Source organism: Pseudomonas sp. NFX15 (assembly GCF_049132105.1).
GTDB lineage: Bacteria > Pseudomonadota > Gammaproteobacteria > Pseudomonadales > Pseudomonadaceae > Aquipseudomonas.
The window spans coordinates 267,195-291,577 of record NZ_JAFMPV010000005.1; the positions used below are offsets into that span (position 1 = coordinate 267,195).

Consider the following 24,383-nt stretch of genomic DNA (forward strand, 5'->3'; position numbering starts at 1 on the left):
TTACTTACCTGCCTGCTGGTTGAGCACAGTCTTCACGCGAGCGATGTCACGCTTAACTTGCGAGAGCAGATGAGACTGCCCCAACTGGCCAGTTGCTTTCTGCATACGCAGATTGAACTGGTCGCGCAGCAGGCCGAGCAGTTGCTCGTTCAGCTGCTGTGCGGATTTTTCACGAAGTTCATTCGCTTTCATCACATCACCGTCCGTTTAACAAAGGAGGTGGCGAGCGGCAGCTTTGCAGCAGCCAGGGCGAAAGCCTCACGCGCCAGCTCTTCAGAAACACCCTCGATTTCATACAGGACTTTACCTGGCTGAATCTGGGCAACCCAGTATTCCACGTTACCCTTACCTTTACCCATACGAACCTCGAGAGGCTTCTTGGAGATCGGCTTGTCCGGGAATACACGGATCCAGATCTTGCCGCCACGTTTTACGTGACGGGTCAGAGCACGACGCGCTGACTCGATCTGACGAGCGGTGAGACGACCACGAGCTACAGACTTCAGCGCGAACTCGCCGAAGCTGACTTTGCTACCGCGCTGAGCCAGACCACGGTTGTGGCCTGTCATCTGCTTGCGGAACTTCGTACGCTTAGGTTGCAACATTTGGCGTACCCCTTACTTAGCAGCTTTTTTACGAGGCGCTGGTGCTTGTGGTTTCAGTTCTTCTTGGCGACCACCAATTACTTCGCCTTTGAAGATCCAAACCTTTACACCGATCACACCGTAAGTGGTGTGAGCTTCGTAGTTGGCATAGTCGATGTCGGCACGCAGGGTGTGCAATGGCACACGACCTTCGCGATACCATTCAGTACGTGCGATTTCAGCACCGCCGAGACGACCGCTCACTTGGATTTTGATGCCTTTGGCACCAATGCGCATGGCGTTCTGTACAGCGCGCTTCATAGCGCGACGGAACATTACGCGACGCTCCAGCTGCTGAGCTACGCTCTGCGCAACCAGCATACCGTCGAGTTCCGGCTTGCGGATCTCTTCGATATTGATGTGCACAGGCACACCCATTTGCTTGGTCAGGTCCTGACGCAGTTTCTCAACATCTTCACCTTTCTTCCCGATAACGATACCTGGACGAGCGGTGTGGATGGTGATGCGTGCAGTTTGGGCCGGACGATGGATATCGATACGGCTTACGGACGCGCTTTTTAGTTTGTCTTGGAGGTACTCACGCACATTCAGATCTGCGAGCAAATAGTCCGCATAAGTCCGACCGTCTGCGTACCAGACGGAGGTGTGCTCCTTGACGATTCCCAGGCGAATGCCAATGGGATGTACTTTCTGACCCATCTCTTCGACTCCGTTACTTGTCAGCAACCTTGACAGTGATATGGCAAGACCGCTTGACGATGCGATCAGCACGGCCTTTGGCACGTGGCATGATGCGCTTCAGCGAACGCCCTTCGTTGACGAAAACGGTGCTGACCTTCAGGTCATCAACGTCTGCGCCTTCGTTATGCTCGGCGTTGGCTACGGCCGACTCCAGCACTTTCTTCATGATCTCGGCGGCTTTCTTACTGCTGAAAGCCAACAGGTTGAGCGCTTCGCCCACCTTCTTCCCGCGGATCTGGTCGGCGACCAAGCGGGCTTTCTGGGCGGAGATTCGAGCGCCCGACAACTTAGCGGCTACTTCCATTTCCTAACCCCTTAACGCTTGGCTTTCTTGTCTGCCACGTGCCCGCGATAAGTGCGGGTACCGGCGAACTCGCCCAGTTTGTGGCCGACCATGTCTTCGTTCACGAGAACGGGGACGTGCTGACGACCGTTGTGTACTGCGATGGTCAGACCGACCATTTGTGGCAGGATCATCGAACGACGCGACCAGGTTTTCACCGGTTTGCGATCGTTCTTTTCCGCCGCCACTTCGATCTTCTTCAGTAGGTGAAGATCGATAAAAGGACCTTTTTTCAGAGAACGTGGCACTGTCGTATCCCTCTATTTACTTGCGACGACGGACGATCATTTTGTCGGTACGCTTATTACCACGAGTCTTCGCGCCCTTAGTCGGGAAGCCCCATGGCGATACCGGATGACGACCACCAGAGGTACGACCTTCACCACCACCATGTGGGTGGTCAACCGGGTTCATGGCAACACCACGAACGGTTGGGCGAACGCCACGCCAGCGTTTGGCACCGGCTTTACCCAGCGAACGCAGGCTGTGCTCGGAGTTCGAGACTTCGCCCAGGGTCGCACGGCATTCAGCCAGGACTTTACGCATTTCACCGGAACGCAGACGCAGGGTAACGTAAACGCCTTCACGAGCGATCAGCTGAGCCGAAGCACCAGCGGAGCGAGCGATCTGTGCGCCTTTACCTGGCTTCAGTTCGATGCCGTGTACGGTAGAACCGACTGGAATGTTGCGCAGTTGCAGAGCGTTACCTGGCTTGATTGGAGCCAGAGCGCCTGCGATCAGCGTGTCGCCAGCACTCACGCCTTTAGGGGCGATGATGTAGCGGCGCTCGCCGTCTGCGTAGCAGAGCAGTGCGATGTGAGCAGTACGGTTTGGATCGTATTCGATACGCTCGACAGTGGCGACGATGCCATCCTTGTCGTTGCGACGGAAATCGACCATACGGTAATGCTGCTTATGACCACCACCGATGTGACGAGTGGTAATACGGCCATTGTTGTTACGACCACCAGTCTTCGATTTCTTCTCGAGCAGCGGTGCGTGAGGAGCGCCTTTATGCAGCTCCTGGTTGACCACCTTGACCACAAAACGGCGGCCAGGGGAAGTCGGTTTGCATTTAACGATTGCCATGATGCACCCCTTCCTTACTCAGCACTGCTGCTGAAATCGAGATCTTGGCCTGGCTGAAGGGAGATAACTGCCTTCTTCCAGTCATTACGCTTGCCCAGACCGCGAGCAGTGCGCTTGCTCTTACCCAGAACATTCAGGGTAGTAACACGCTCTACTTTCACGCTGAACAGGCTTTCGACGGCCTTCTTGATTTCCAGCTTGGTTGCGTCAGTCGCAACCTTGAAAACGAACTGGCCTTTCTTGTCTGCCAGAACCGTAGCCTTCTCGGAAACGTGCGGGCCAAGCAGAACTTTAAATACGCGTTCCTGGTTCATCCCAGCAGCTCCTCGAATTTCTTCACGGCCGACACGGTGATCAACACCTTGTCGTATGCGATCAGACTAACTGGATCGGAACCTTGCACGTCACGTACATCAACGTGTGGCAGGTTACGAGCAGCCAGGTACAGGTTCTGATCAACAGCGTCCGACACGATCAAAACATCGGTCAGGCTCATGTTGTTCAGCTTGCCCAGCAGGTCTTTGGTTTTCGGCGTTTCAACGGCGAAATCCTGAACCACGACCAGACGATCAGTACGCACCAGCTCAGCAAGGATGGAACGCATTGCTGCGCGATACATCTTCTTGTTCAGCTTCTGGGAGTGATCCTGAGGACGAGCTGCGAAAGTGGTACCGCCGCCACGCCAGATTGGGCTACGGATAGTACCGGCACGAGCACGGCCAGTACCTTTCTGACGCCATGGGCGCTTACCGCCACCACGAACGTCGGAACGGGTCTTTTGCTGCTTGGAACCCTGACGACCGCCAGCCATGTAGGCTACGACTGCCTGGTGAACCAGCGTCTCGTTGAATTCGCCGCCAAATGTCAGTTCGGAAACTTCGATCGCTTGAGCGTCATTTACATTTAATTGCATGTCAGCTTCCCCTTAACCGCGAGCCTTGGCTGCTGGACGTACAACCAGGTTGCCGCCAGTAGCGCCAGGAACAGCACCCTTGACCAACAACAGATTGCGTTCAGCGTCCACGCGCACTACTTCGAGGGACTGCACGGTCACGCGCTCAGCGCCCATATGACCGGACATTTTTTTGCCCTTGAATACACGACCAGGAGTCTGGCACTGGCCGATAGAGCCTGGAACGCGGTGGGATACGGAGTTACCGTGGGTGTTATCTTGCCCGCGGAAATTCCAACGCTTGATCGTACCCTGGAAGCCTTTACCCTTGGACTGACCGGTTACATCAACCAGTTGACCAGCGGCGAAGATTTCAGCGTTGATCAGATCGCCGGCCTGGTACTCGCCTTCTTCAAGGCGGAATTCCATTACGGTACGACCAGCGGCAACGTTCGCCTTAGCGAAGTGGCCAGCCTGAGCTGCTGTTACACGCGAAGCACGACGCTCGCCGACAGTGACTTGCACTGCACGATAGCCATCGGTCTCTTCAGTTTTGAACTGGGTGACGCGATTCGGCTCGATCTCAATGACCGTGACCGGAATGGAGACACCTTCTTCGGTGAAAATACGGGTCATACCGCATTTACGACCGACTACACCAATAGTCATGTTGTAAACCTCATGAGTGTACGGGGCTTTCACCCGCTATGGCCGCCCATTTCAGAGCGTTACACGACTAAGACCGAGTCTTAGCCGAGGCTGATCTGCACTTCCACACCGGCCGCAAGATCAAGCTTCATAAGAGCATCAACGGTTTTATCCGTTGGCTGGACGATGTCCAGAACGCGCTTATGAGTACGGATCTCGTACTGGTCACGCGCGTCTTTGTTGACGTGCGGGGAGACCAGAACGGTGAACCGCTCTTTACGGGTAGGCAGTGGAATTGGACCACGCACTTGAGCACCAGTACGTTTCGCGGTTTCCACGATTTCCTGGGTTGATTGGTCGATCAGGCGATGGTCGAAAGCCTTCAACCTGATACGGATTTGCTGATTTTGCATTGGATTTCAGACTCCGGCTGCTATTCCCACCGGGCGCAATACGCCCGTTAAAAGGAGGCGCAATTCTATAGACGCTCCAGATAGGTGTCAACCCAATAAAAAAGCCCCCGCTGAGCGGGGGCTTTTTCAAAGCATCGAAGCTATCTCAAAAGAGATGCTTACTCGATGATTTTGGCTACGACGCCAGCGCCGACGGTACGACCGCCTTCACGGATAGCGAAACGCAGACCGTCTTCCATCGCGATGGTTTTGATCAGGGTAACTTCCATCTGGATGTTATCACCTGGCATTACCATTTCAACGCCTTCTGGCAGCTGGCAGTTACCAGTCACGTCAGTAGTACGGAAGTAGAACTGTGGACGGTAGCCTTTGAAGAACGGAGTGTGACGACCGCCTTCTTCCTTGCTCAGAACGTAAACTTCTGCGGTGAACTTGGTGTGCGGCTTAACCGAACCCGGCTTAACCAGAACCTGGCCACGCTCAACGTCGTCACGCTTGGTACCACGCAGCAGAACGCCGCAGTTCTCGCCAGCACGACCTTCGTCGAGCAGCTTGCGGAACATTTCAACACCGGTGCAGGTGGTGGTGGTGGTGTCACGCAGACCAACGATTTCCAGTGCATCTTGAACGCGAACGATACCGCGCTCGATACGACCAGTCACAACGGTACCACGACCGGAGATCGAGAATACGTCTTCGATTGGCATCAGGAATGGCTTGTCGATAGCGCGCTCTGGTTCTGGGATGTAGCTGTCCAGAGTCTCGACCAGTTTACGAACGGCAGTGGTGCCCATTTCGTTGTCGTCTTTGCCTTCCAGCGCCATACGAGCCGAACCGATGATGATTGGAGTGTCATCGCCCGGGAAGTCGTAGGTGGACAGCAGGTCGCGAACTTCCATCTCAACCAGTTCCAGCAGCTCAGCGTCGTCTACCAGGTCAGCCTTGTTCAGGAAAACCACGATGTACGGAACGCCTACCTGGCGGGACAGCAGGATGTGCTCACGGGTTTGCGGCATCGGACCATCAGCGGCCGAGCAAACCAGGATCGCGCCGTCCATCTGGGCAGCACCGGTGATCATGTTCTTCACATAGTCAGCGTGACCTGGGCAGTCAACGTGAGCGTAGTGACGGATCTTCGAGTTGTACTCGACGTGCGCGGTGTTGATGGTGATACCACGAGCTTTTTCTTCTGGAGCGCTGTCGATTTTATCGAAATCAACGATTGCGGAACCGAAAACTTCGGAGCAAACGCGAGTCAGAGCTGCGGTCAGAGTGGTTTTACCGTGGTCAACGTGACCGATGGTGCCAACGTTGACGTGCGGTAGGGAACGATCAAATTTTTCTTTAGCCACGACAATTAACTCCTTGCCTAAAGGACTGAATCAGCCTTGTTTTTTGGTTACAGTTTCGACGATGTGCGACGGAGCTGTATTGTATTTTTTGAATTCCATAGAGTAGCTTGCGCGACCCTGGGACATCGAACGAACGTCGGTCGCATAACCGAACATCTCGCCCAACGGCACTTCAGCACGGATCACCTTGCCGGAGACCGTATCTTCCATACCCAGAATCATGCCGCGACGACGGTTAAGGTCGCCCATCACGTCACCCATATAGTCTTCAGGCGTAACAACCTCTACCGCCATGATCGGCTCGAGCAACTCACCACCGCCCTTCTGGGCCAGTTGCTTGGTCGCCATGGAAGCAGCCACCTTAAACGCCATCTCGTTCGAGTCGACGTCGTGGTAAGAACCATCAAACACGGTAGCCTTCAGGCCGATCAGCGGATAGCCGGCAACAACGCCGTTCTTCATCTGCTCTTCGATACCCTTCTGGATAGCCGGGATGTATTCCTTAGGAACCACACCACCCACTACTTCGTTCACGAATTGCAGACCTTCCTGACCTTCGTCAGCAGGAGCAAAACGGATCCAGCAATGGCCGAACTGGCCACGACCGCCGGACTGACGAACGAACTTGCCTTCGATTTCGCAATTCTTCGTGATTCGCTCACGATACGAAACCTGAGGCTTGCCGATGTTGGCTTCGACGTTGAACTCACGGCGCATCCGGTCAACCAGGATGTCCAGGTGCAGCTCGCCCATGCCAGAGATGATCGTTTGACCGGTCTCTTCATCAGTCTTGACGCGGAAAGACGGGTCTTCCTGAGCAAGTTTGCCCAGAGCGATACCCATTTTTTCCTGGTCATCCTTGGTCTTAGGCTCAACGGCAACCGAAATAACCGGCTCCGGGAAGTCCATGCGAACGAGGATGATTGGCTTGTCAGCGTTGCACAAGGTTTCACCAGTGGTGACGTCCTTCATGCCGATCAGGGCCGCGATGTCGCCAGCGCGTACTTCCTTGATCTCTTCACGGGCGTTTGCGTGCATTTGCACCATACGACCCACGCGCTCTTTCTTGCCTTTAACCGAGTTGATCACGCCGTCGCCGGAGGCCAACACGCCCGAGTAAACGCGGACGAAGGTCAAGGTACCCACGAATGGGTCGGTAGCGATCTTGAACGCCAGAGCCGAGAACGGCTCGTTGTCGTCTGCGTGACGCTCCATTTGCTTTTCCTCGTCATCCGGGTCAGTACCCTTGATGGCAGGAATGTCGGTTGGAGCCGGCAGGTAGTCGATAACGGCGTCGAGAACCAGGGGAACACCCTTGTTCTTGAAGGAAGAACCGCAAACAGCCAGAACGATCTCACCAGCGATAGTACGCTGACGCAGAGCGGCCTTGATTTCCTCGATGGTGAGCTCTTCGCCCTCGAGGTACTTGTTCATCAGCTCTTCGCTGGCTTCAGCCGCAGCCTCAACCATGTTGTTGCGCCACTCTTCAGCCAGTTCCTGCAGTTCAGCAGGGATAGCTTCGCGACGTGGAGTCATGCCCTTGTCAGCATCGTTCCAATAAACGGCTTCCATGGTCATCAGATCGATCTGACCCTGGAAGTTGTCTTCGGAACCGATTGCCAACTGGATCGGCACCGGAGTGTGACCCAGACGCTGCTTGATCTGAGCGATCACGCGCAGGAAGTTCGCGCCGGCACGGTCCATCTTGTTCACGTAAACGATACGTGGAACACCGTACTTGTTGGCTTGACGCCATACGGTTTCGGACTGAGGCTCAACGCCGGACGTGCCGCAGAACACAACGACAGCGCCGTCGAGTACACGCAGGGAACGTTCAACTTCAATGGTGAAGTCTACGTGACCCGGGGTATCGATGACGTTGAAGCGGTACTGGTCTTTGTGCTGCTTGGCCGAACCCTGCCAGAAGGCGGTAATGGCAGCAGAAGTAATGGTAATACCACGCTCCTGCTCCTGAACCATCCAGTCAGTGGTCGCAGCGCCGTCATGCACTTCGCCCATCTTGTGACTTTTGCCAGTGTAAAAAAGGACGCGCTCGGTGGTGGTGGTTTTACCAGCATCCACGTGAGCAACGATACCAATGTTACGGTAGCGATTAATCGGTGTAGTACGAGCCATAAAGCCCTCGCAAATTGAGTGACGCTAAAATTAGAAGCGGTAGTGCGAGAAAGCTTTGTTAGCTTCAGCCATACGGTGCACGTCTTCACGCTTCTTAACAGCAGCACCTTTACCTTCGGCGGCATCCAGCAGTTCGCCAGCCAAACGCAGAGCCATAGACTTCTCGCCACGCTTGCGGGCGAAGTCTACCAACCAGCGCATTGCCAGGGCGTTACGACGGGAAGGACGAACCTCGACCGGAACCTGGTAAGTAGCACCACCAACGCGGCGCGACTTCACTTCGACCAGCGGAGCGATGGCGTCGAGTGCTTTTTCGAAGAGTTCCAGGGGATCGGTGCCGGCCTTACGAGCCTTCACGGTATCCAGGGCACCATAAACGATACGCTCGGCAACGGCTTTCTTGCCGCTTTCCATTACGTGGTTCATGAATTTGGCGAGGATTTGGCTTCCGTATTTCGGATCGTCCAGAATCTCACGCTTGGCTGCTACGCGACGTCTTGGCATTGATAAGCCCTCAAACGGTCTTCAGGTTAGCCCGGGACAGCTCCAATGGATGCGTGCCCGACCTTACTCTTATCGACTCAATAAAATGAATAACTGCAAAACGGCCGATTACTTCGGACGCTTGGTACCGTACTTCGAACGACCCTGGTTACGACCTTTAACACCGGAAGTATCCAACGAACCGCGGACGGTGTGGTAACGAACACCTGGCAAGTCTTTTACACGACCGCCGCGGATCAGTACCACGCTGTGCTCTTGCAGGTTGTGGCCTTCACCGCCGATGTACGAGGAAACCTCGAAACCGTTGGTCAGACGCACACGGCATACTTTACGCAGTGCCGAGTTAGGTTTTTTCGGCGTGGTGGTGTACACACGGGTGCACACGCCACGACGTTGCGGGCAGTTCTGCAGCGCAGGTACGTCGGATTTCTCGACGATACGCTTACGCGGCTGACGTACCAGCTGGTTGATAGTTGCCATCTACTAGCTCCACTGTTGTCTTGCGACGCTATTGTCTTGCAAGAAAAGCAAAATGGCAGGAACGAATTCCCGCCAAATTTAGGGGATCAAGAGTCTAAAGAGGATCTTGCCCCCAGTCAAGGCAAGGCCCCGACCTCTCCGCCCATCGAACCTTGACAATATGTCTCGATTCGACGAACGGAGCGATCAGGGCCTCAGCTCATTTACCGCAGAACTCAGTTACCGCTCGAGTTCAGCGCTTCGGTCAGTGCAGCTTCCACTTCACTGGCGCTTACGCGCAACGGTTTGTCAGCATCACGGCGACGCTTGCGCTCGCTGTGATAAGCCAGACCGGTACCAGCCGGGATCAGACGACCCACGACCACGTTTTCTTTCAGGCCGCGCAGGTAATCGCGCTTGCCGGTTACCGCCGCTTCGGTCAGTACGCGAGTGGTTTCCTGGAAGGAAGCCGCCGAGATGAACGATTCGGTGGACAACGACGCCTTGGTGATACCCAGCAGAACGCGAGTGAACTTGGAGACAAATTTGTCTTCGCCGCTCAAACGCTCGTTCTCTACCAATACGTGAGTCAATTCCATCTGGTCGCCCTTGATGAAACTGGAATCGCCGGATTCAGCGATTTCAACTTTACGCAGCATCTGACGCAGGATGGTCTCGATGTGCTTGTCGTTGATCTTCACGCCTTGCAGACGGTAAACGTCCTGGATCTCGTTAACGATGTACTTGGCCAGCGCACTCACACCCAGCAGACGCAGGATGTCGTGTGGATCGCTTGGACCGTCGGAGATAACTTCGCCGCGGTTTACCTGTTCGCCTTCGAACACGTTCAGGTGACGCCACTTCGGAATCAGCTCTTCATACGGATCGCTACCGTCGTTCGGGGTGATAACCAGACGGCGCTTGCCCTTGGTCTCTTTACCGAACGCGATGGTGCCGCTGACTTCAGCCAGAATCGACGCTTCTTTCGGACGACGGGCTTCGAACAAGTCGGCAACACGCGGCAGACCACCGGTGATGTCACGGGTCTTCGAAGTTTCTTGCGGGATACGAGCGATAACATCACCGATCGCAATCTTCGCGCCGTCCGCTACACCGACCAGGGCGTTGGCTGGCAGGAAGTACTGAGCGATAACGTCAGTGCCTGGCAGCAACAGATCCTTGCCGTTGTCGTCGACCATCTTAACGGCAGGACGAATGTCCTTACCGGCAGCTGGACGATCTTTGGCGTCGAGTACTTCAATGTTGGTCATACCGGTCAATTCGTCAGTCTGACGCTTGATCGTGATGCCTTCTTCCATGCCCACGTAGGTCACGGTACCTTTCATTTCGGTAACGATCGGGTGAGTGTGCGGATCCCACTTGGCCACGATTGCGCCAGCGTCGACCTTGTCACCCTCTTTAACCGAAATCACGGCACCGTACGGCAGCTTGTAACGCTCACGCTCACGACCGAAGTCATCAGCGATGGCCAGCTCACCGGAACGGGACACGGCCACCAGGCAACCATCCACTCGCTCAACGTGCTTCAGGTTATGCAGACGGACGGTACCGCCATTCTTCACCTGAACGCTGTCGGCCGCGGAGGTCCGGCTTGCCGCACCACCGATGTGGAACGTACGCATCGTCAGCTGGGTACCCGGCTCACCGATGGACTGGGCAGCGATAACGCCGACCGCTTCACCGATGTTCACCTGGTGACCACGAGCCAGGTCACGGCCGTAGCACTTGGCGCAAATGCCGAAGCGGGTTTCGCAGCTGATCGGCGAACGCACGATCACTTCGTCGATGCTGTTGAGCTCGATAAACTCGACCCACTTCTCGTCTACCAGGGTGCCGGCAGGAACGATGACGTCCTCGGTACCTGGCTTGAATACGTCACGGGCGATAACACGACCCAATACGCGCTCACCCAACGGTTCTACAACGTCACCGCCTTCAATGTGCGGAGTCATCAGCAGACCGTGTTCGGTGCCGCAATCGATCTCGGTTACAACCAGATCTTGTGCAACGTCTACCAGACGACGAGTCAGGTAACCGGAGTTAGCCGTTTTCAACGCGGTATCCGCAAGACCCTTACGAGCACCGTGAGTGGAGATGAAGTACTGAAGTACGCTCAAACCTTCACGGAAGTTCGCAGTAATCGGCGTTTCAATGATGGAACCGTCCGGCTTGGCCATCAGGCCACGCATACCGGCCAGCTGACGAATCTGTGCTGCGGAACCCCGCGCACCCGAGTCAGCCATCATGTACATCGAGTTGAAGGATTCCTGGTCGACTTCGACGCCATGACGGTCGATGACTTTCTCTTTCGAGAGGTTGGCCATCATCGCCTTGGAAACTTCGTCGTTCGCCTTGGACCAAAGGTCGATCACTTTGTTGTACTTCTCGCCCTGGGTTACCAGGCCGGAGGCGTACTGGCTCTCGATCTCTTTCACTTCATCAGTAGCAGCATTGATGATGCGGGCTTTTTCATCCGGGATAACGAAGTCGTTAACACCAATGGAAACGCCGGAAATGGTCGAATAAGCAAAACCGGTGTACATCAACTGGTCAGCGAAGATCACAGTCTCTTTCAAACCAACCACGCGATAGCACTGGTTGATCAGCTTGGAGATCGCCTTTTTCTTCATCGGCAGGTTGACGACGTCGTACGACAGACCTTTTGGCACAACCTGGAACAACAGAGCACGGCCGACAGTTGTGTCGACAATACGAGTGTTGCTCACGCTGCCGCCATCACGGTCGTTGACGGTTTCGTTGATCCGCACCTTGACCTTGGCGTGCAGTGCGGCTTCGCCGGCACGGAACACACGGTCAACTTCCTGCAGATCCGCGAACACACGACCTTCGCCCTTGGCGTTGATCGCTTCGCGAGTCATGTAGTACAGACCCAATACAACGTCCTGCGACGGAACGATGATTGGCTCACCGTTGGCTGGCGACAGAATGTTGTTGGTCGACATCATCAACGCACGCGCTTCGAGCTGGGCTTCCAGCGTCAGCGGTACGTGCACGGCCATTTGGTCGCCGTCGAAGTCGGCGTTGTACGCGGCGCAGACCAGAGGGTGCAGCTGGATAGCCTTACCTTCGATCAATACCGGTTCAAACGCCTGGATACCCAGACGGTGAAGGGTCGGTGCACGGTTGAGAAGTACCGGGTGTTCGCGAATCACTTCAGCGAGAACGTCCCAAACTTCCGGCAGTTCGCGCTCGACCATCTTTTTGGCAGCTTTGATGGTGGTAGCAAGACCACGCATTTCCAGCTTGCCGAAAATGAACGGCTTGAACAGCTCGAGAGCCATTTTCTTCGGCAGACCGCACTGGTGCAGACGCAGGGTCGGACCTACGGTAATTACCGAACGGCCAGAGTAGTCAACACGCTTACCGAGCAAGTTCTGACGGAAACGACCCTGCTTACCCTTGATCATGTCAGCCAGGGATTTCAGAGGACGCTTGTTCGAACCGGTGATAGCGCGGCCACGACGACCGTTGTCGAGCAGTGCATCGACAGCTTCCTGCAACATACGTTTTTCGTTGCGCACGATGATGTCCGGAGCGGACAGATCCAGCAGGCGCTTCAAACGGTTGTTACGGTTGATCACTCGACGATACAGATCGTTGAGGTCGGAAGTCGCGAAGCGACCGCCATCCAGCGGGACCAGTGGACGCAGATCTGGCGGCAGAACCGGCAGAACGGTCAGCACCATCCACTCTGGCAGGTTGCCGGAACCCTGGAAGGCTTCCATCAACTTCAGACGCTTGGACAGCTTCTTGATCTTGGTTTCGGAGTTGGTTTGCGGAATTTCTTCACGCAGACGGCCAATCTCGTGTTCCAGGTCGATAGCGTGCAGCAGTTCGCGGACAGCTTCGGCACCCATGCGGGCATCGAAATCATCGCCGAACTCTTCCAGCGCTTCGAAATACTGCTCGTCGTTGAGCAGCTGACCTTTTTCAAGGGTGGTCATGCCTGGATCGATAACGACGTAGCTCTCGAAGTAGAGAACGCGTTCGATATCACGCAGGGTCATGTCCATCAGCAAGCCGATACGGGACGGCAGCGATTTCAGGAACCAGATGTGGGCAACTGGCGAGGCCAGTTCGATGTGCGCCATGCGCTCACGACGAACTTTTGCCAGCGCGACTTCAACGCCGCACTTCTCGCAGATCACACCACGGTGCTTCAAGCGCTTGTACTTACCGCACAGGCACTCGTAATCCTTTACCGGGCCAAAGATCTTGGCGCAGAACAGGCCGTCACGCTCAGGTTTGAACGTACGGTAGTTGATGGTTTCCGGCTTTTTAACTTCACCGAACGACCACGAACGGATCATCTCAGGCGATGCCAATCCGATACGGATGGCGTCGAACTCTTCGACTTGACCCTGGTTTTTCAGCAAATTCAGTAGGTCTTTCAAGGCCTTTCCTCCTGGCGGAGCAGAGAGCGGGCAATCCTGCCCCGCTCTCGATTCGCGTCACGTGTTATTCGGTTTCCAGATCGATATCGATGCCGAGGGAACGAATTTCCTTGATCAACACGTTGAAGGACTCGGGCATGCCCGGCTCCATACGGTGATCGCCATCCACGATGTTTTTGTACATCTTGGTACGGCCGTTCACATCGTCCGACTTCACTGTGAGCATTTCTTGCAGAGTGTAAGCGGCACCGTATGCTTCCAGTGCCCAGACCTCCATCTCCCCGAAACGCTGACCACCGAACTGCGCCTTACCACCCAGCGGCTGCTGGGTAACCAGGCTGTACGAACCGGTAGAACGAGCGTGCATCTTGTCGTCTACCAAGTGGTTCAGCTTCAGCATGTACATGTAGCCAACGGTAACCGGGCGCTCGAACTTGTTGCCGGTACGACCGTCAGTCAGCTGCATCTGGCCGCTTTCTGGCAGGTCTGCCAGTTTCAGCATGGCCTTGATTTCGCTTTCCTTGGCACCGTCGAACACTGGAGTGGCCATTGGAACGCCGCCACGCAGGTTTTGAGCCAGGTCCAGGATTTCCTGGTCCGAGAAGTCATCGAGGCTTTCCTGACGACCGCCGATCTCGTTGTAGATCTCGTGCAGGAATTTACGCAGCTCGGCAACCTTGCGCTGCTCTTCAATCATGCGGTTGATCTTCTCGCCCAGACCTTTGGCCGCGAGGCCCAGGTGGGTTTCAAGGATCTGACCGACGTTCATACGCGAAGGTACGCCCAACGGGTTGAGGACGACGTCGACCGGGGTGCCATTGGCATCGTGCGGCATGTCTTCAACCGGCATGATCACCGAGACCACACCCTTGTTACCGTGACGACCGGCCATCTTGTCGCCCGGCTGGATGCGACGACGGATTGCCAGGTAAACCTTGACGATTTTCAGCACGCCTGGAGCCAGGTCATCGCCCTGCTGCAGTTTGCGCTTCTTGTCTTCGAACTTGTCGTCCAGCAGACGGCGACGATCAACGATGTAGGCCTGAGCCTTCTCGAGCTGCTCGTTCAGAGCATCTTCAGCCATGCGCAGTTTGAACCACTGGCCGTGCTCAAGACCGTCGAGTACTTCGTCGGTGATGTCCTGGCCTTTCTTCAGACCGGCGCCGCCTTCGGCTTTGTGGCCGACCAGTGCGGAGCGCAGACGTTCGAAAGTAGCGCCTTCGACGATGCGGAACTCTTCGTTCAGATCCTTGCGGATCTCGTCCAGCTGGGACTTCTCGATCGACAGTGCACGAGCGTCACGCTCTACGCCGTCGCGGGTGAAGACCTGTACGTCGATGACAGTACCTTTGGTTCCGGTCGGTACACGCAAGGAAGTGTCTTTAACGTCGCTGGCTTTTTCACCGAAGATTGCACGCAGCAGTTTTTCTTCCGGAGTCAGTTGGGTCTCGCCTTTCGGAGTGACCTTACCGACCAGGATGTCGCCTGCGCCAACTTCAGCACCTACGTAAACGATACCGGCTTCGTCCAGCTTGTTCAGTGCAGCTTCACCCACGTTCGGGATGTCCGCAGTGATTTCCTCTGGGCCAAGCTTGGTGTCACGGGCCACACAGGTCAGTTCCTGGATGTGGATCGTGGTGAAGCGGTCTTCCTGAACCACACGCTCGGACAGGCAGATGGAGTCTTCGAAGTTGAAGCCGTTCCATGCCATGAACGCGATGCGCATGTTCTGACCCAGAGCCAGTTCACCCATGTCGGTGGACGGACCGTCGGCCATGATGTCGCTACGCTGAACCCGATCACCTTTTCGCACCAGCGGACGCTGGTTGATGCAGGTGTTCTGGTTGGAGCGGGTGTATTTGGTCAGGTTGTAGATGTCGACACCGGCTTCACCGGTTTCAACTTCGTCATCGGCAACACGAACCACGATACGGCTGGCGTCGACAGAGTCGATCACGCCGCCACGACGAGCCACGACGCAAACGCCGGAGTCACGGGCTACGTTACGCTCCATGCCGGTACCTACCAGCGGCTTGTCAGCGCGCAGGGTCGGTACAGCTTGACGCTGCATGTTCGAACCCATCAACGCACGGTTGGCGTCGTCGTGCTCGAGGAACGGAATCAGCGACGCAGCAACCGAAACTACCTGCTTCGGCGATACGTCCATCAAGGTGACGTCTTCCGGCGCCTTGACGGTGAATTCGTTCAAGTGACGAACAGCTACCAGCTCGTCGATCAGGACTTTCTTGTCGTTCATCGTGGCCGAAGCCTGAGCGATCACATGATCGGCCTCTTCGATGGCGGACAGGAACACGATCTCGTCGGTGACCAGAGCGTCTTTCACCACACGGTACGGGCTCTCGAGGAAGCCGTACTGGTTGGTGCGCGCATAGGCAGCCAGGGAGTTGATCAGACCGATGTTCGGACCTTCCGGCGTTTCGATCGGGCAAACACGACCGTAGTGCGTCGGGTGTACGTCACGAACTTCAAAGCCGGCACGCTCACGAGTCAAACCACCAGGGCCGAGTGCAGAGACACGACGCTTGTGGGTGATCTCGGACAGCGGGTTGTTCTGGTCCATGAACTGCGACAGCTGGCTGGAACCGAAGAACTCTTTCACCGCCGCAGCCACTGGCTTGGCGTTGATCAGGTCTTGCGGCATCAGGCCTTCGCTTTCTGCCATCGACAGACGCTCTTTGACCGCACGTTCAACACGTACCAGGCCAACGCGGAACTGGTTCTCGGCCATTTCGCCTACGCAGCGAACACGACGGTTACCCAGGTGGTCGATGTCATCGACGATGCCTTTACCGTTACGGATGTCGACCAGGGTCTTCAGTACCGCGACGATGTCTTCCTTGCACAGCACGCCCGAACCTTCGATCTCGGTGCGACCGATACGACGGTTGAACTTCATCCGGCCGACCGCAGACAGGTCATAGCGCTCAGGGCTGAAGAACAGGTTATTGAACAGGGTCTCGGCAGCGTCTTTGGTTGGCGGCTCGCCAGGACGCATCATGCGATAGATCTCGACCAGCGCTTCCAATTGGTTGCTGGTGGAGTCGATCTTCAGAGTGTCGGAGACGAACGGACCGCAGTCGATATCGTTGGTGTACAGAGTTTCGATGCGAACAACCTGAGCCTTGGCGATTTTGGCCAGGATCTCGGTGTTCAGCTCGGTGTTGCACTCTGCCAGGATTTCGCCGGTTGCCGGGTGCACGATGACCTTGGCGGTTGTGCGACCCAGGACGTAGTCCAGTGGCACATCCAGCTCTTTGATCCCGGCTTTTTCCAGCTGGTTGATGTGGCGAGCGGTGATACGACGACCCTGCTCGACAATAACCTTGCCTTTGTCATCCTGGATATCCAGGACTGCAATTTCACCACGCAGGCGCTGAGGCACCAGCTCCAGGCTCAGGGTCTCGCCCTTCACATGGAATACGTTGGTGGTATAGAACGCGTCCAGCACTTCTTCAGTGGTATAGCCCAGCGCGCGCAGCAGTACCGATGCAGGCAGCTTGCGACGACGGTCGATACGCACGAATACGCAGTCTTTCGGGTCGAACTCGAAGTCCAGCCACGAACCGCGGTAAGGAATGATGCGTGCGGAGTACAGCAGTTTACCGGAGCTGTGCGTCTTGCCACGGTCGTGGTCGAAGAACACGCCCGGGGAACGGTGCAGCTGGGAAACGATTACACGCTCGGTACCGTTGATTACGAAGGTACCGTTTTCAGTCATCAGGGGAATTTCGCCCATGTAGACTTCTTGCTCTTTGATGTCCTTGATCGCTTTGTTCGACGATTCTTTGTCGAAAATGATCAGGCGCACTTTTACCCGCAAAGGTACGGCGTAAGTTACACCGCGCAATACGCATTCTTTGACATCAAATGCCGGTTCGCCCAGACGATATCCGACGTACTCCAGCGCAGCATTGCCGGAGTAGCTGATGATCGGGAAAACGGATTTGAAGGCCGCATGCAGGCCCACGTCGCGGAACTGATCTTTAGTCGCTCCCGCTTGCAAGAATTCACGATACGAATCCAGCTGGATGGCCAGGAGGTACGGCACATCCATGACGTCCGGCAACTTGCTAAAGTCCTTGCGGATACGTTTTTTCTCAGTATATGAGTAAGCCATCAGCGTTCCCCAGCTTGGTCACCTGCTTGTTTGGCCCCTCCCGACGGGAGCAGCCAGAAAATCGTGCAAACCCCATGGTTTGCGCCACCGCATCGGGTGGTTACAGCACGTTATCGGCGCCGACCGAGTCGGCTGCCAATAACGGAAAAAGGCCGGTGGCAAGAGCCACCAGCCATCAGCCTGTCGCTTAACGCTCGGGCTGGAGGAGCAAAGTCGATGCTTACTTCAGCTCGACTTTAGCGCCTGCTTCTTCCAGAGCTGCCTTGGCTTTGTCAGCTGCGTCTTTGGCAACAGCTTCCAGAACCATGGCAGGTGCGCCGTCAACTACAGCCTTGGCTTCTTTCAAGCCCAGACCGGTCAGTTCACGTACAGCCTTGATCACGTTAACTTTCTTCTCGCCAGCTTCGGTCAGCATGACGTTGAATTCGGTTTGCTCTTCAACAACAGCGGCAGCAGCAGCTGGACCAGCCGATGCAGCAGCAGCGGTAACGCCGAATTTTTCTTCGAAAGCTTTGATCAGCTCAACAACCTGAATAACCGACATTTCAGCTACGGCGTTGAGGATATCGTCTTGAGAGATAGACATGAATCTAATTCCTGATATTGGGGACGGCCTACGCGACCATCGAAAAAAACAAAAAACGCGAGAAGTTGACGAGCCTTAGGCTGCGACAGCTTCTTTCTGGTCGCGAATTGCCGCCAGGGTACGAGCCAATTTGCTGGTAGCGCCTTGAATCACGCTCATCAGCTGAGAAATTGCTTCGTCACGGGTCGGCAGAGTTGCCAGTACGTCGATTTGGTTAGCTGCGAGGAACTTGCCCTCGAACGCAGCTGCCTTGATCTCGAACTTGTCCTGACCCTTTGCGAATTCCTTGAAGATCCGGGCAGCAGCGCCTGGATGTTCTTTGGAGAACGCAATCAGGGTAGGGCCAGTGAACACGTCGTTGAGGACACTGAATTCAGTGTCAGCAACTGCGCGCTTGAGCAGGGTGTTACGTACAACACGTACGTAAACGCCAGCTTCACGAGCCTCTTTACGGAGTCCGGTCATCGCGCCTACTGTTACGCCACGGGCATCAGCCACGACAGCGGACAGAGCGACTTTGGCAGCCTCGTTGACTTCAGCGACGATGGCCTTCTTGTCTTCGAGTTTAATTGCCACGGGTTTAACTCCTGCTTGTTACCGTTTCATCTGGTCGAAACCGGATGTCGTTTTGGTGTCTGATTCGGTAAGGAACCGGGAGCACCATCTGCGTAGGCTTGTGGTTTAAGACTTGCGTCGCCTACGGTCTTGGATAGCCCCCGCCAGGCAGGGACCCCAATTTTTCAATTGGCGCAATCGCTTGCGCCAATCGGTGTCTTACGCGTCGAGCGAGCTTTGGTCGATGACCAGACCTGGGCCCATAGTGGTGCTCAGGGTAACGCGCTTGACGTAAATGCCTTTCGAGGAAGCTGGTTTGATACGCTTCAGGTCAGCGATCAGGGCTTCAACGTTTTCCTTCAGCTTGACGGCGTCGAAACCGATCTTGCCAACGGAAGTGTGGATGATGCCGTTTTTGTCGGTGCGATAACGAACCTGACCAGCCTTGGCGTTTTTAACCGCGGTAGCTACGTCTGGCGTTACGGTGCCGACTTTAGGGTTAGGCATCAGGCCACGTGGACCGAGGATCTGACCCAACTGACCTACAACGCGCATTGCATCCGGGGATGCGATCACTACGTCATAGTTCAAATCGCCGCCTTTCATTTCGGCAGCCAGGTCGTCCATACCTACGCGGTCAGCGCCGGCAGCCAGAGCGGCCTCAGCAGCTGGACCCTGGGTGAACACAGCAACGCGAACGGTCTTGCCAGTGCCGTGTGGCAGCACAGTAGCGCTACGAACGACCTGGTCGGATTTACGCGGGTCAACACCCAGGTTTACAGCTACGTCGAACGACTCGCTGAACTTGACAGTCGACAGCTCGGCCAGCAGGGCAGCGGCGTCTACAAAATTGTAGGCCTTGCCTGCTTCGATTTTGCCGGCGATAGCCTTTTGACGCTTGGTCAGCTTAGCCATTACACACCCTCCACGTTAAGGCCCATGCTACGAGCAGAACCGGCGATGGTACGCACGGCTGCTTCCATATCAGCTGCAGTCAGATCCGCGTTTTTGGTTTTCGCGATTTCTTCCAGCTGAGCACGAGTTACGGTGCCAACCTTAACGGTGTTCGGACGAGCGGAACCGCTGGTCAGACCGGCCGCCTTCTTCAGCAGAACCGAAGCAGGGGTGGATTTGGTTTCGAAAGTGAAGCTACGGTCGCTGTAGACAGTGATGATCACTGGAGTCGGCAGACCTGGCTCAAGACCCTGAGTACGGGCGTTGAAAGCCTTGCAGAATTCCATGATGTTCACGCCGTGCTGACCCAGAGCAGGACCAACAGGTGGGCTTGGGTTAGCCTGAGCGGCCTTCACTTGCAGCTTGATGTAAGCGGTAATCTTCTTGGCCATGAGGCACTCCAATTACGGGTTCGAACGCCTCGAGAGGCTCCCCGGTTACTTGCGCGTTTATCCCAGTGACGACAAAACCCCACAGCCTACGGCTGCGGGGTTGGGATTTTTGTTCAACTAGACCTTTTCGACCTGGCTGAACTCGAGCTCCACCGGAGTAGAGCGACCGAAAATGAGCACTGCGACCTGGATCCGGCTCTTTTCGTAGTTAACTTCTTCAACAACACCGGTAAAGTCCGCAAACGGACCATCGTTGACACGTACCGACTCGCCCGGCTCGAACAACGTCTTCGGCTTCGGCTTGTCGCTACCATCGGCAACGCGGCGCAGAATCGCTTCTGCTTCTTTATCAGTGATTGGCGCAGGCTTATCGGCAGTACCGCCGATGAAACCCATCACCCGAGGCGTATCCTTGACCAAGTGCCAAGTACCCTCGTTCATATCCATCTGCACCAGCACATAGCCAGGGAAGAATTTGCGTTCGCTTTTGCGCTTCTGGCCATTGCGCATTTCAACCACTTCTTCAGTGGGAACCAGAATCTCGCCGAAGCCATCTTCCATACCGGCCAGCTTTACGCGCTCGATCAGCGAGCGCATTACATGCTTCTCGTAACCGGAGTAAGCATGCACAACATACCAACGCTTAGCCACGGGACACCCTTAGCCGACAATCAAGGAAACAAGCCAACCGAGCAGGGAATCGAGCCCCCACAACAGCAACGCCATAACCAGGACAACAGCCACCACAATCAGGGTGGTCTGCGTGGTTTCTTGGCGAGTTGGCCACACGACTTTACGAATCTCGGTACGCGCTTCCTTAACCAGTACAAAGAAAGACTTGCCCTTGACCGTCTGCAGGCCTACAAAGGCAGCTACAGCAGCAATGGCAAGCAATGCGAGTACACGGTACAGGATCGGCGAAGCAGAAAAGTACTGATTGCCAACAACGCCAACAACCACCAGAGCGACTACTACAAGCCACTTGAGGAGGTCGAAACGAGAGCCTTGAGCTTCAGCTTTAGGAGTCATCTATGAAGATCCTGTGAAAAGAAAGCCAGACACACCGAGTGAATCTGGCAGGTCAGGAGGGAATCGAACCCCCAACCTACGGTTTTGGAGACCGTCGCTCTGCCAATTGAGCTACTGACCTAAAACAAAATCAGGCCGACCATTATGCAGACCTGAAAAAGACTTTACAACTCTTTACTAGGCAAACCTGGCCTTAGCACCAGGTCGAACGCATTCGCGAGCATTACGCGAAGCAACCGCACCGCCTAAAACAAAGGCAGATATTTTCATATCTGCCTTTTGTATGGAGCTCTTGAGCGGATTTGAACCGCTGACCTCACCCTTACCAAGGGTGTGCTCTACCAACTGAGCTACAAGAGCGTAACACTGCGCAAAACCCGTAAACTTGGAGCGGGTAGCGGGAATCGAACCCGCATCATCAGCTTGGAAGGCTGAGGTTCTACCACTAAACTATACCCGCGAGGCTTACAGCTCTCGCTAAAATGGTGGAGGGGGAAGGATTCGAACCTTCGAAGTCGTAGACGTCAGATTTACAGTCTGATCCCTTTGGCCGCTCGGGAACCCCTCCTAAGCGAGCCGGCATTCTACATCATGCCAGCCTTCTGTCAAGCATTTTTCTCATTAAAAACCTGAGGTTAGCTGCATTGACCTCGCTTCACTTCGCTAACCGTTTCCGGTGTTCGCTGTGGAGCGGGCGCCATTCTATGCAAACTATTCGAAGGGTGCAACCCCCTCGCACGGCATTATTTTATGTTTTAACTCATTGAATTCTTTAGAAAGGTTTTGCAGCTGCAGATCGTCCAGCCAGCGCCGGCTTTCGGGTGCAATACGCACCCAGTATCCCGCACCTTCTGAAGCAGCTTTCGGCAGGGACTGATACTTGACCTCCATCCCGCTCAATCGCCGCTCAACCGCCTGTGCAGCGTCCTGTCGCGTGTACCCGCCTAGATAAAGGCAGCCGCTGTCTGTCGACGCAGGCTTTGCCCTATCCTTTGCCACATCATTCGCCTCACTTAACAAGCGGATATCTTGTTGAGGCCCACGATACAGACTCAAAGGCGTGACATCCTTCGCGCGCATAGGCGCTTCTTGTTGATGCCAGATATAGTAGAAGCCGTTGAGGACAAGCAGCAGCAGAAACAACCAACGCATAAAAACCTCAGGACACAGGACAGGCCATGGCCAATCCGATAAACACCAAGTCCGGAACCACCCTGGCCCGGGGTACGACCTCAGACACCAAGCCTGCATCCCCCCCAGTGAGGAATACCGCAAAGTCTTCCCCCCAGTAACTGCGCGCCAATTCGAGCTGGGTCAGTACGAAACCATGCAACATCAGCAAACAGCCGCGCTCGACCGCCTCGACTGTTGCCCGACCCGGAACAAGACTTTCCAGCGCTTGCTCGGCCGCCAGGTCCCCATAACGAATCTTGCGTGTGTGGGTGCGCAACTGGTTGCGCATCAACGGCATTCCCGGACAGATGAAACCGCCCAGGTGCTCTCCATCCGCAGCGATAAAGTCGGCAGTCACGGCCGTCCCGAAATCGAGCACCAGACATGCACCCGACGCCAGATGAAAGCCTCCAAGCATTGCCAGCCACCGATCCAGACCCAGCCGCTCAAACTCCTCATACCCATTGCGAACGCCTGACATTTCCCGCGCAGGCGCTGCACAGACAACCGGCACATTAAAGGTATCGCTGAGCAACGAGGTCAACGTGCCAGTTTCCTCCGCTGTCCTGACACTGACCAGCCGGCAAAACGTGAGAGCGAGCCCGCCGACACCTCCCAAGCCCTCGAGCAGCGCAAGGCTGGAATCTACGACGCCCTCACCCAATGTCCGGCCAGCATTAACAGCCAACACACGCCACTTGATGAAACTGTTCCCACAATCGAGCTCAAGAATCATCACGCAACCTCAGGCTCAACTCACCACCACTGAAGACTTTCTCCACACCATCCACCTTCAGACGCAAGGCGCCCTGACCATCAATACCTAGCACCTCACCATCAATCTGATTGACCCCGGCTATCAAAGACACATTGCGCCCTTGCCACAGATGATTCTGCTCCCACTCTGCCTGGATGGCCAAAAAACCATCTGCCTGGTGACGCGCCAGGTATCGCTGCAGCATCTCGCTCAACACAGCGACCAATTGGTTGCGATCAAACATTTTGCCTGATTCGAGCCGCATCGATGTCCACTGCTGATCCACTTCGTCAGTGGACTGCATGTTCACATTCATCCCAACGCCCAGAACCACATGGCATACGTCTGCGGGATCACCGACGAGTTCGAGCAGTATTCCAGCAATCTTTTTCTGACCCACAAGGACGTCGTTGGGCCACTTCAACCCAGCAGTTGCGATTCCGAGCTCTCGTAACGTTTGCAGCACAGCCAGCCCAACGACAAGACTCAAGCCCTCCAACTGGCGCATCCCACCTTCAATGCGCAGTACCAGGCTGTAATAGACGTTTTCCGCAAAAGGGCTGACCCACTTGCGACCGCGCCGACCGCGCCCAGCCGTCTGCCGCTCCGCAAGCACAAGAAAAGGAGCAGCCTGCCCCTGCTCTATGGCACGCAGTGCTTCAGCATTCGTGGAGTCAATTGAATCGTAAACCTGGACAGGCCAGTCGCAAGAAAGCGCTTTAGCGCGAATTTCGGAAGGATCGAGCAGCGCTAATGGCGTGGACAATTGATAGCCACGACCCCGAACCTTATGAATAGACAAACCCAGCTCAGCTTCTAGATGCTGAAGCTGTTTCCATACAGCACTACGGCTGACGCCCAGGGCAGCGCCCAATGTTTGCCCCGAATGGAACCGGCCATCTTTAAGTAGCTTTAACAACGTCAGCATGCAGGTCTCGCCTCACAATCAGGCCCGCATGATAGCCACGCGCCGAGCGATTGCATAGAAAAGCAGTTGCCTTGGCTTTTCTGCGCGCAAAAACAAAACCCCAACTGCTTTCGCAATTGGGGTTTTGGAATTTAATCTTGACGATGACCTACTCTCACATGGGGAAACCCCACACTACCATCGGCGATGCATCGTTTCACTGCTGAGTTCGGGATGGGATCAGGTGGTTCCAACGCTCTATGGTCGTCAAGAA

25 protein-coding genes, 4 tRNA genes and 1 rRNA gene are annotated in these 24,383 nt (G+C 55.4%); all 30 read right to left on the bottom strand.

Going from position 1 to position 24,383, the window contains the following annotated elements; genetic code table 11:
* Positions 1 to 192 carry a 50S ribosomal protein L29 gene (gene rpmC, locus J1D76_RS08280; protein WP_002555481.1) on the bottom strand — a complete coding sequence of 64 codons (192 nt, stop codon included), beginning with the start codon at positions 190 to 192 and terminating at the stop codon, positions 1 to 3.
* The gene (rplP, locus tag J1D76_RS08285) at positions 192 to 605 is read right to left on the bottom strand and encodes a 50S ribosomal protein L16 (RefSeq protein WP_003176421.1); all 414 of its coding nucleotides are present in this window, start codon (positions 603 to 605) and stop codon (positions 192 to 194) included. Before rplP ends, rpmC begins: the two co-directional genes overlap by 1 nt.
* Before the next feature lie 12 nt (positions 606 to 617).
* Positions 618 to 1,304: a 30S ribosomal protein S3 gene (gene rpsC, locus J1D76_RS08290; protein WP_007970424.1), complete on the bottom strand. Its 687-nt coding sequence runs from the start codon at positions 1,302 to 1,304 to the stop codon at positions 618 to 620.
* A 13-nt stretch (positions 1,305 to 1,317) separates the two neighbouring features.
* The gene (rplV, locus tag J1D76_RS08295) at positions 1,318 to 1,650 is read right to left on the bottom strand and encodes a 50S ribosomal protein L22 (RefSeq protein ID WP_003103908.1); all 333 of its coding nucleotides are present in this window, start codon (positions 1,648 to 1,650) and stop codon (positions 1,318 to 1,320) included.
* A gap of 11 nt (positions 1,651 to 1,661) precedes the next feature.
* Positions 1,662 to 1,937, bottom strand: a complete 276-nt coding sequence (gene rpsS / locus J1D76_RS08300) for a 30S ribosomal protein S19 (RefSeq protein WP_002555486.1) — start codon at positions 1,935 to 1,937, stop codon at positions 1,662 to 1,664.
* Between the two features lie 16 nt (positions 1,938 to 1,953).
* Positions 1,954 to 2,778 carry a 50S ribosomal protein L2 gene (gene rplB, locus J1D76_RS08305; RefSeq protein ID WP_008018194.1) on the bottom strand — a complete coding sequence of 275 codons (825 nt, stop codon included), beginning with the start codon at positions 2,776 to 2,778 and terminating at the stop codon, positions 1,954 to 1,956.
* Between the two features lie 14 nt (positions 2,779 to 2,792).
* Positions 2,793 to 3,092 carry a 50S ribosomal protein L23 gene (gene rplW / locus J1D76_RS08310; RefSeq protein WP_002555488.1) on the bottom strand — a complete coding sequence of 100 codons (300 nt, stop codon included), beginning with the start codon at positions 3,090 to 3,092 and terminating at the stop codon, positions 2,793 to 2,795.
* The gene (gene rplD, locus J1D76_RS08315; RefSeq protein WP_003228735.1) at positions 3,089 to 3,691 is read right to left on the bottom strand and encodes a 50S ribosomal protein L4; all 603 of its coding nucleotides are present in this window, start codon (positions 3,689 to 3,691) and stop codon (positions 3,089 to 3,091) included. Before rplD ends, rplW begins: the two co-directional genes overlap by 4 nt.
* A 12-nt stretch (positions 3,692 to 3,703) precedes the next feature.
* The gene (rplC, locus tag J1D76_RS08320; RefSeq protein WP_003186059.1) at positions 3,704 to 4,339 is read right to left on the bottom strand and encodes a 50S ribosomal protein L3; all 636 of its coding nucleotides are present in this window, start codon (positions 4,337 to 4,339) and stop codon (positions 3,704 to 3,706) included.
* An 80-nt stretch (positions 4,340 to 4,419) separates the two neighbouring features.
* Positions 4,420 to 4,731, bottom strand: coding sequence for a 30S ribosomal protein S10 (rpsJ, locus tag J1D76_RS08325; protein WP_003186070.1), 312 nt, complete (start codon positions 4,729 to 4,731; stop codon positions 4,420 to 4,422).
* Positions 4,732 to 4,889: 158 nt separating this feature from the next.
* Positions 4,890 to 6,083, bottom strand: coding sequence for an elongation factor Tu (tuf, locus tag J1D76_RS08330; RefSeq protein WP_008053875.1), 1,194 nt, complete (start codon positions 6,081 to 6,083; stop codon positions 4,890 to 4,892).
* Positions 6,084 to 6,113: 30 nt separating this feature from the next.
* Entirely contained in the window at positions 6,114 to 8,219 is a 2,106-nt protein-coding gene (fusA, locus tag J1D76_RS08335; RefSeq protein WP_421137844.1) for an elongation factor G, read from the bottom strand.
* 30 nt (positions 8,220 to 8,249) lie between these two features.
* Positions 8,250 to 8,723 (bottom strand): 30S ribosomal protein S7, encoded by a 474-nt coding sequence (gene rpsG / locus J1D76_RS08340; RefSeq protein WP_007970418.1) that lies wholly within the window; start codon positions 8,721 to 8,723, stop codon positions 8,250 to 8,252.
* A 108-nt stretch (positions 8,724 to 8,831) separates the two neighbouring features.
* Positions 8,832 to 9,203 (bottom strand): 30S ribosomal protein S12, encoded by a 372-nt coding sequence (gene rpsL, locus J1D76_RS08345; protein WP_003186084.1) that lies wholly within the window; start codon positions 9,201 to 9,203, stop codon positions 8,832 to 8,834.
* A 215-nt stretch (positions 9,204 to 9,418) separates the two neighbouring features.
* Complete coding sequence (gene rpoC / locus J1D76_RS08350) at positions 9,419 to 13,618, bottom strand: DNA-directed RNA polymerase subunit beta' (RefSeq protein WP_421137845.1); 4,200 nt, start codon at positions 13,616 to 13,618, stop codon at positions 9,419 to 9,421.
* A 64-nt stretch (positions 13,619 to 13,682) separates the two neighbouring features.
* On the bottom strand, positions 13,683 to 17,756 hold the full coding sequence (gene rpoB / locus J1D76_RS08355) for a DNA-directed RNA polymerase subunit beta (protein ID WP_053162836.1): 4,074 nt from the start codon (positions 17,754 to 17,756) through the stop codon (positions 13,683 to 13,685).
* Positions 17,757 to 17,976: 220 nt separating this feature from the next.
* Positions 17,977 to 18,342, bottom strand: a complete 366-nt coding sequence (gene rplL / locus J1D76_RS08360; protein WP_095147407.1) for a 50S ribosomal protein L7/L12 — start codon at positions 18,340 to 18,342, stop codon at positions 17,977 to 17,979.
* Between the two features lie 75 nt (positions 18,343 to 18,417).
* The gene (gene rplJ / locus J1D76_RS08365; RefSeq protein ID WP_421137846.1) at positions 18,418 to 18,918 is read right to left on the bottom strand and encodes a 50S ribosomal protein L10; all 501 of its coding nucleotides are present in this window, start codon (positions 18,916 to 18,918) and stop codon (positions 18,418 to 18,420) included.
* A 198-nt stretch (positions 18,919 to 19,116) separates the two neighbouring features.
* Positions 19,117 to 19,812, bottom strand: coding sequence for a 50S ribosomal protein L1 (gene rplA / locus J1D76_RS08370; protein WP_003186095.1), 696 nt, complete (start codon positions 19,810 to 19,812; stop codon positions 19,117 to 19,119).
* On the bottom strand, positions 19,812 to 20,243 hold the full coding sequence (rplK, locus tag J1D76_RS08375; protein WP_007933726.1) for a 50S ribosomal protein L11: 432 nt from the start codon (positions 20,241 to 20,243) through the stop codon (positions 19,812 to 19,814). Before rplK ends, rplA begins: the two co-directional genes overlap by 1 nt.
* A 117-nt stretch (positions 20,244 to 20,360) precedes the next feature.
* Positions 20,361 to 20,894, bottom strand: coding sequence for a transcription termination/antitermination protein NusG (nusG, locus tag J1D76_RS08380; RefSeq protein WP_007984405.1), 534 nt, complete (start codon positions 20,892 to 20,894; stop codon positions 20,361 to 20,363).
* A gap of 9 nt (positions 20,895 to 20,903) precedes the next feature.
* Positions 20,904 to 21,272 (bottom strand): preprotein translocase subunit SecE, encoded by a 369-nt coding sequence (gene secE / locus J1D76_RS08385; RefSeq protein WP_007984402.1) that lies wholly within the window; start codon positions 21,270 to 21,272, stop codon positions 20,904 to 20,906.
* 45 nt (positions 21,273 to 21,317) lie between these two features.
* Positions 21,318 to 21,393: transfer RNA gene (locus J1D76_RS08390), tRNA-Trp, on the bottom strand.
* 163 nt (positions 21,394 to 21,556) lie between these two features.
* A tRNA-Thr gene (locus J1D76_RS08395) sits at positions 21,557 to 21,632 on the bottom strand.
* Positions 21,633 to 21,658: 26 nt separating this feature from the next.
* Positions 21,659 to 21,732: transfer RNA gene (locus tag J1D76_RS08400), tRNA-Gly, on the bottom strand.
* Positions 21,733 to 21,755: 23 nt separating this feature from the next.
* A tRNA-Tyr gene (locus J1D76_RS08405) sits at positions 21,756 to 21,840 on the bottom strand.
* A 143-nt stretch (positions 21,841 to 21,983) separates the two neighbouring features.
* Positions 21,984 to 22,424 carry a hypothetical protein gene (locus tag J1D76_RS08410; RefSeq protein WP_421137847.1) on the bottom strand — a complete coding sequence of 147 codons (441 nt, stop codon included), beginning with the start codon at positions 22,422 to 22,424 and terminating at the stop codon, positions 21,984 to 21,986.
* A 7-nt stretch (positions 22,425 to 22,431) separates the two neighbouring features.
* Positions 22,432 to 23,181 carry a pantothenate kinase gene (locus J1D76_RS08415; RefSeq protein WP_421137848.1) on the bottom strand — a complete coding sequence of 250 codons (750 nt, stop codon included), beginning with the start codon at positions 23,179 to 23,181 and terminating at the stop codon, positions 22,432 to 22,434.
* Complete coding sequence (gene birA, locus J1D76_RS08420) at positions 23,171 to 24,130, bottom strand: bifunctional biotin--[acetyl-CoA-carboxylase] ligase/biotin operon repressor BirA (protein WP_421137849.1); 960 nt, start codon at positions 24,128 to 24,130, stop codon at positions 23,171 to 23,173. Before birA ends, J1D76_RS08415 begins: the two co-directional genes overlap by 11 nt.
* A gap of 135 nt (positions 24,131 to 24,265) precedes the next feature.
* Positions 24,266 to 24,381: ribosomal RNA gene (gene rrf / locus J1D76_RS08425) — 5S ribosomal RNA — on the bottom strand.
* Positions 24,382 to 24,383: the final 2 nt, after the last annotated feature.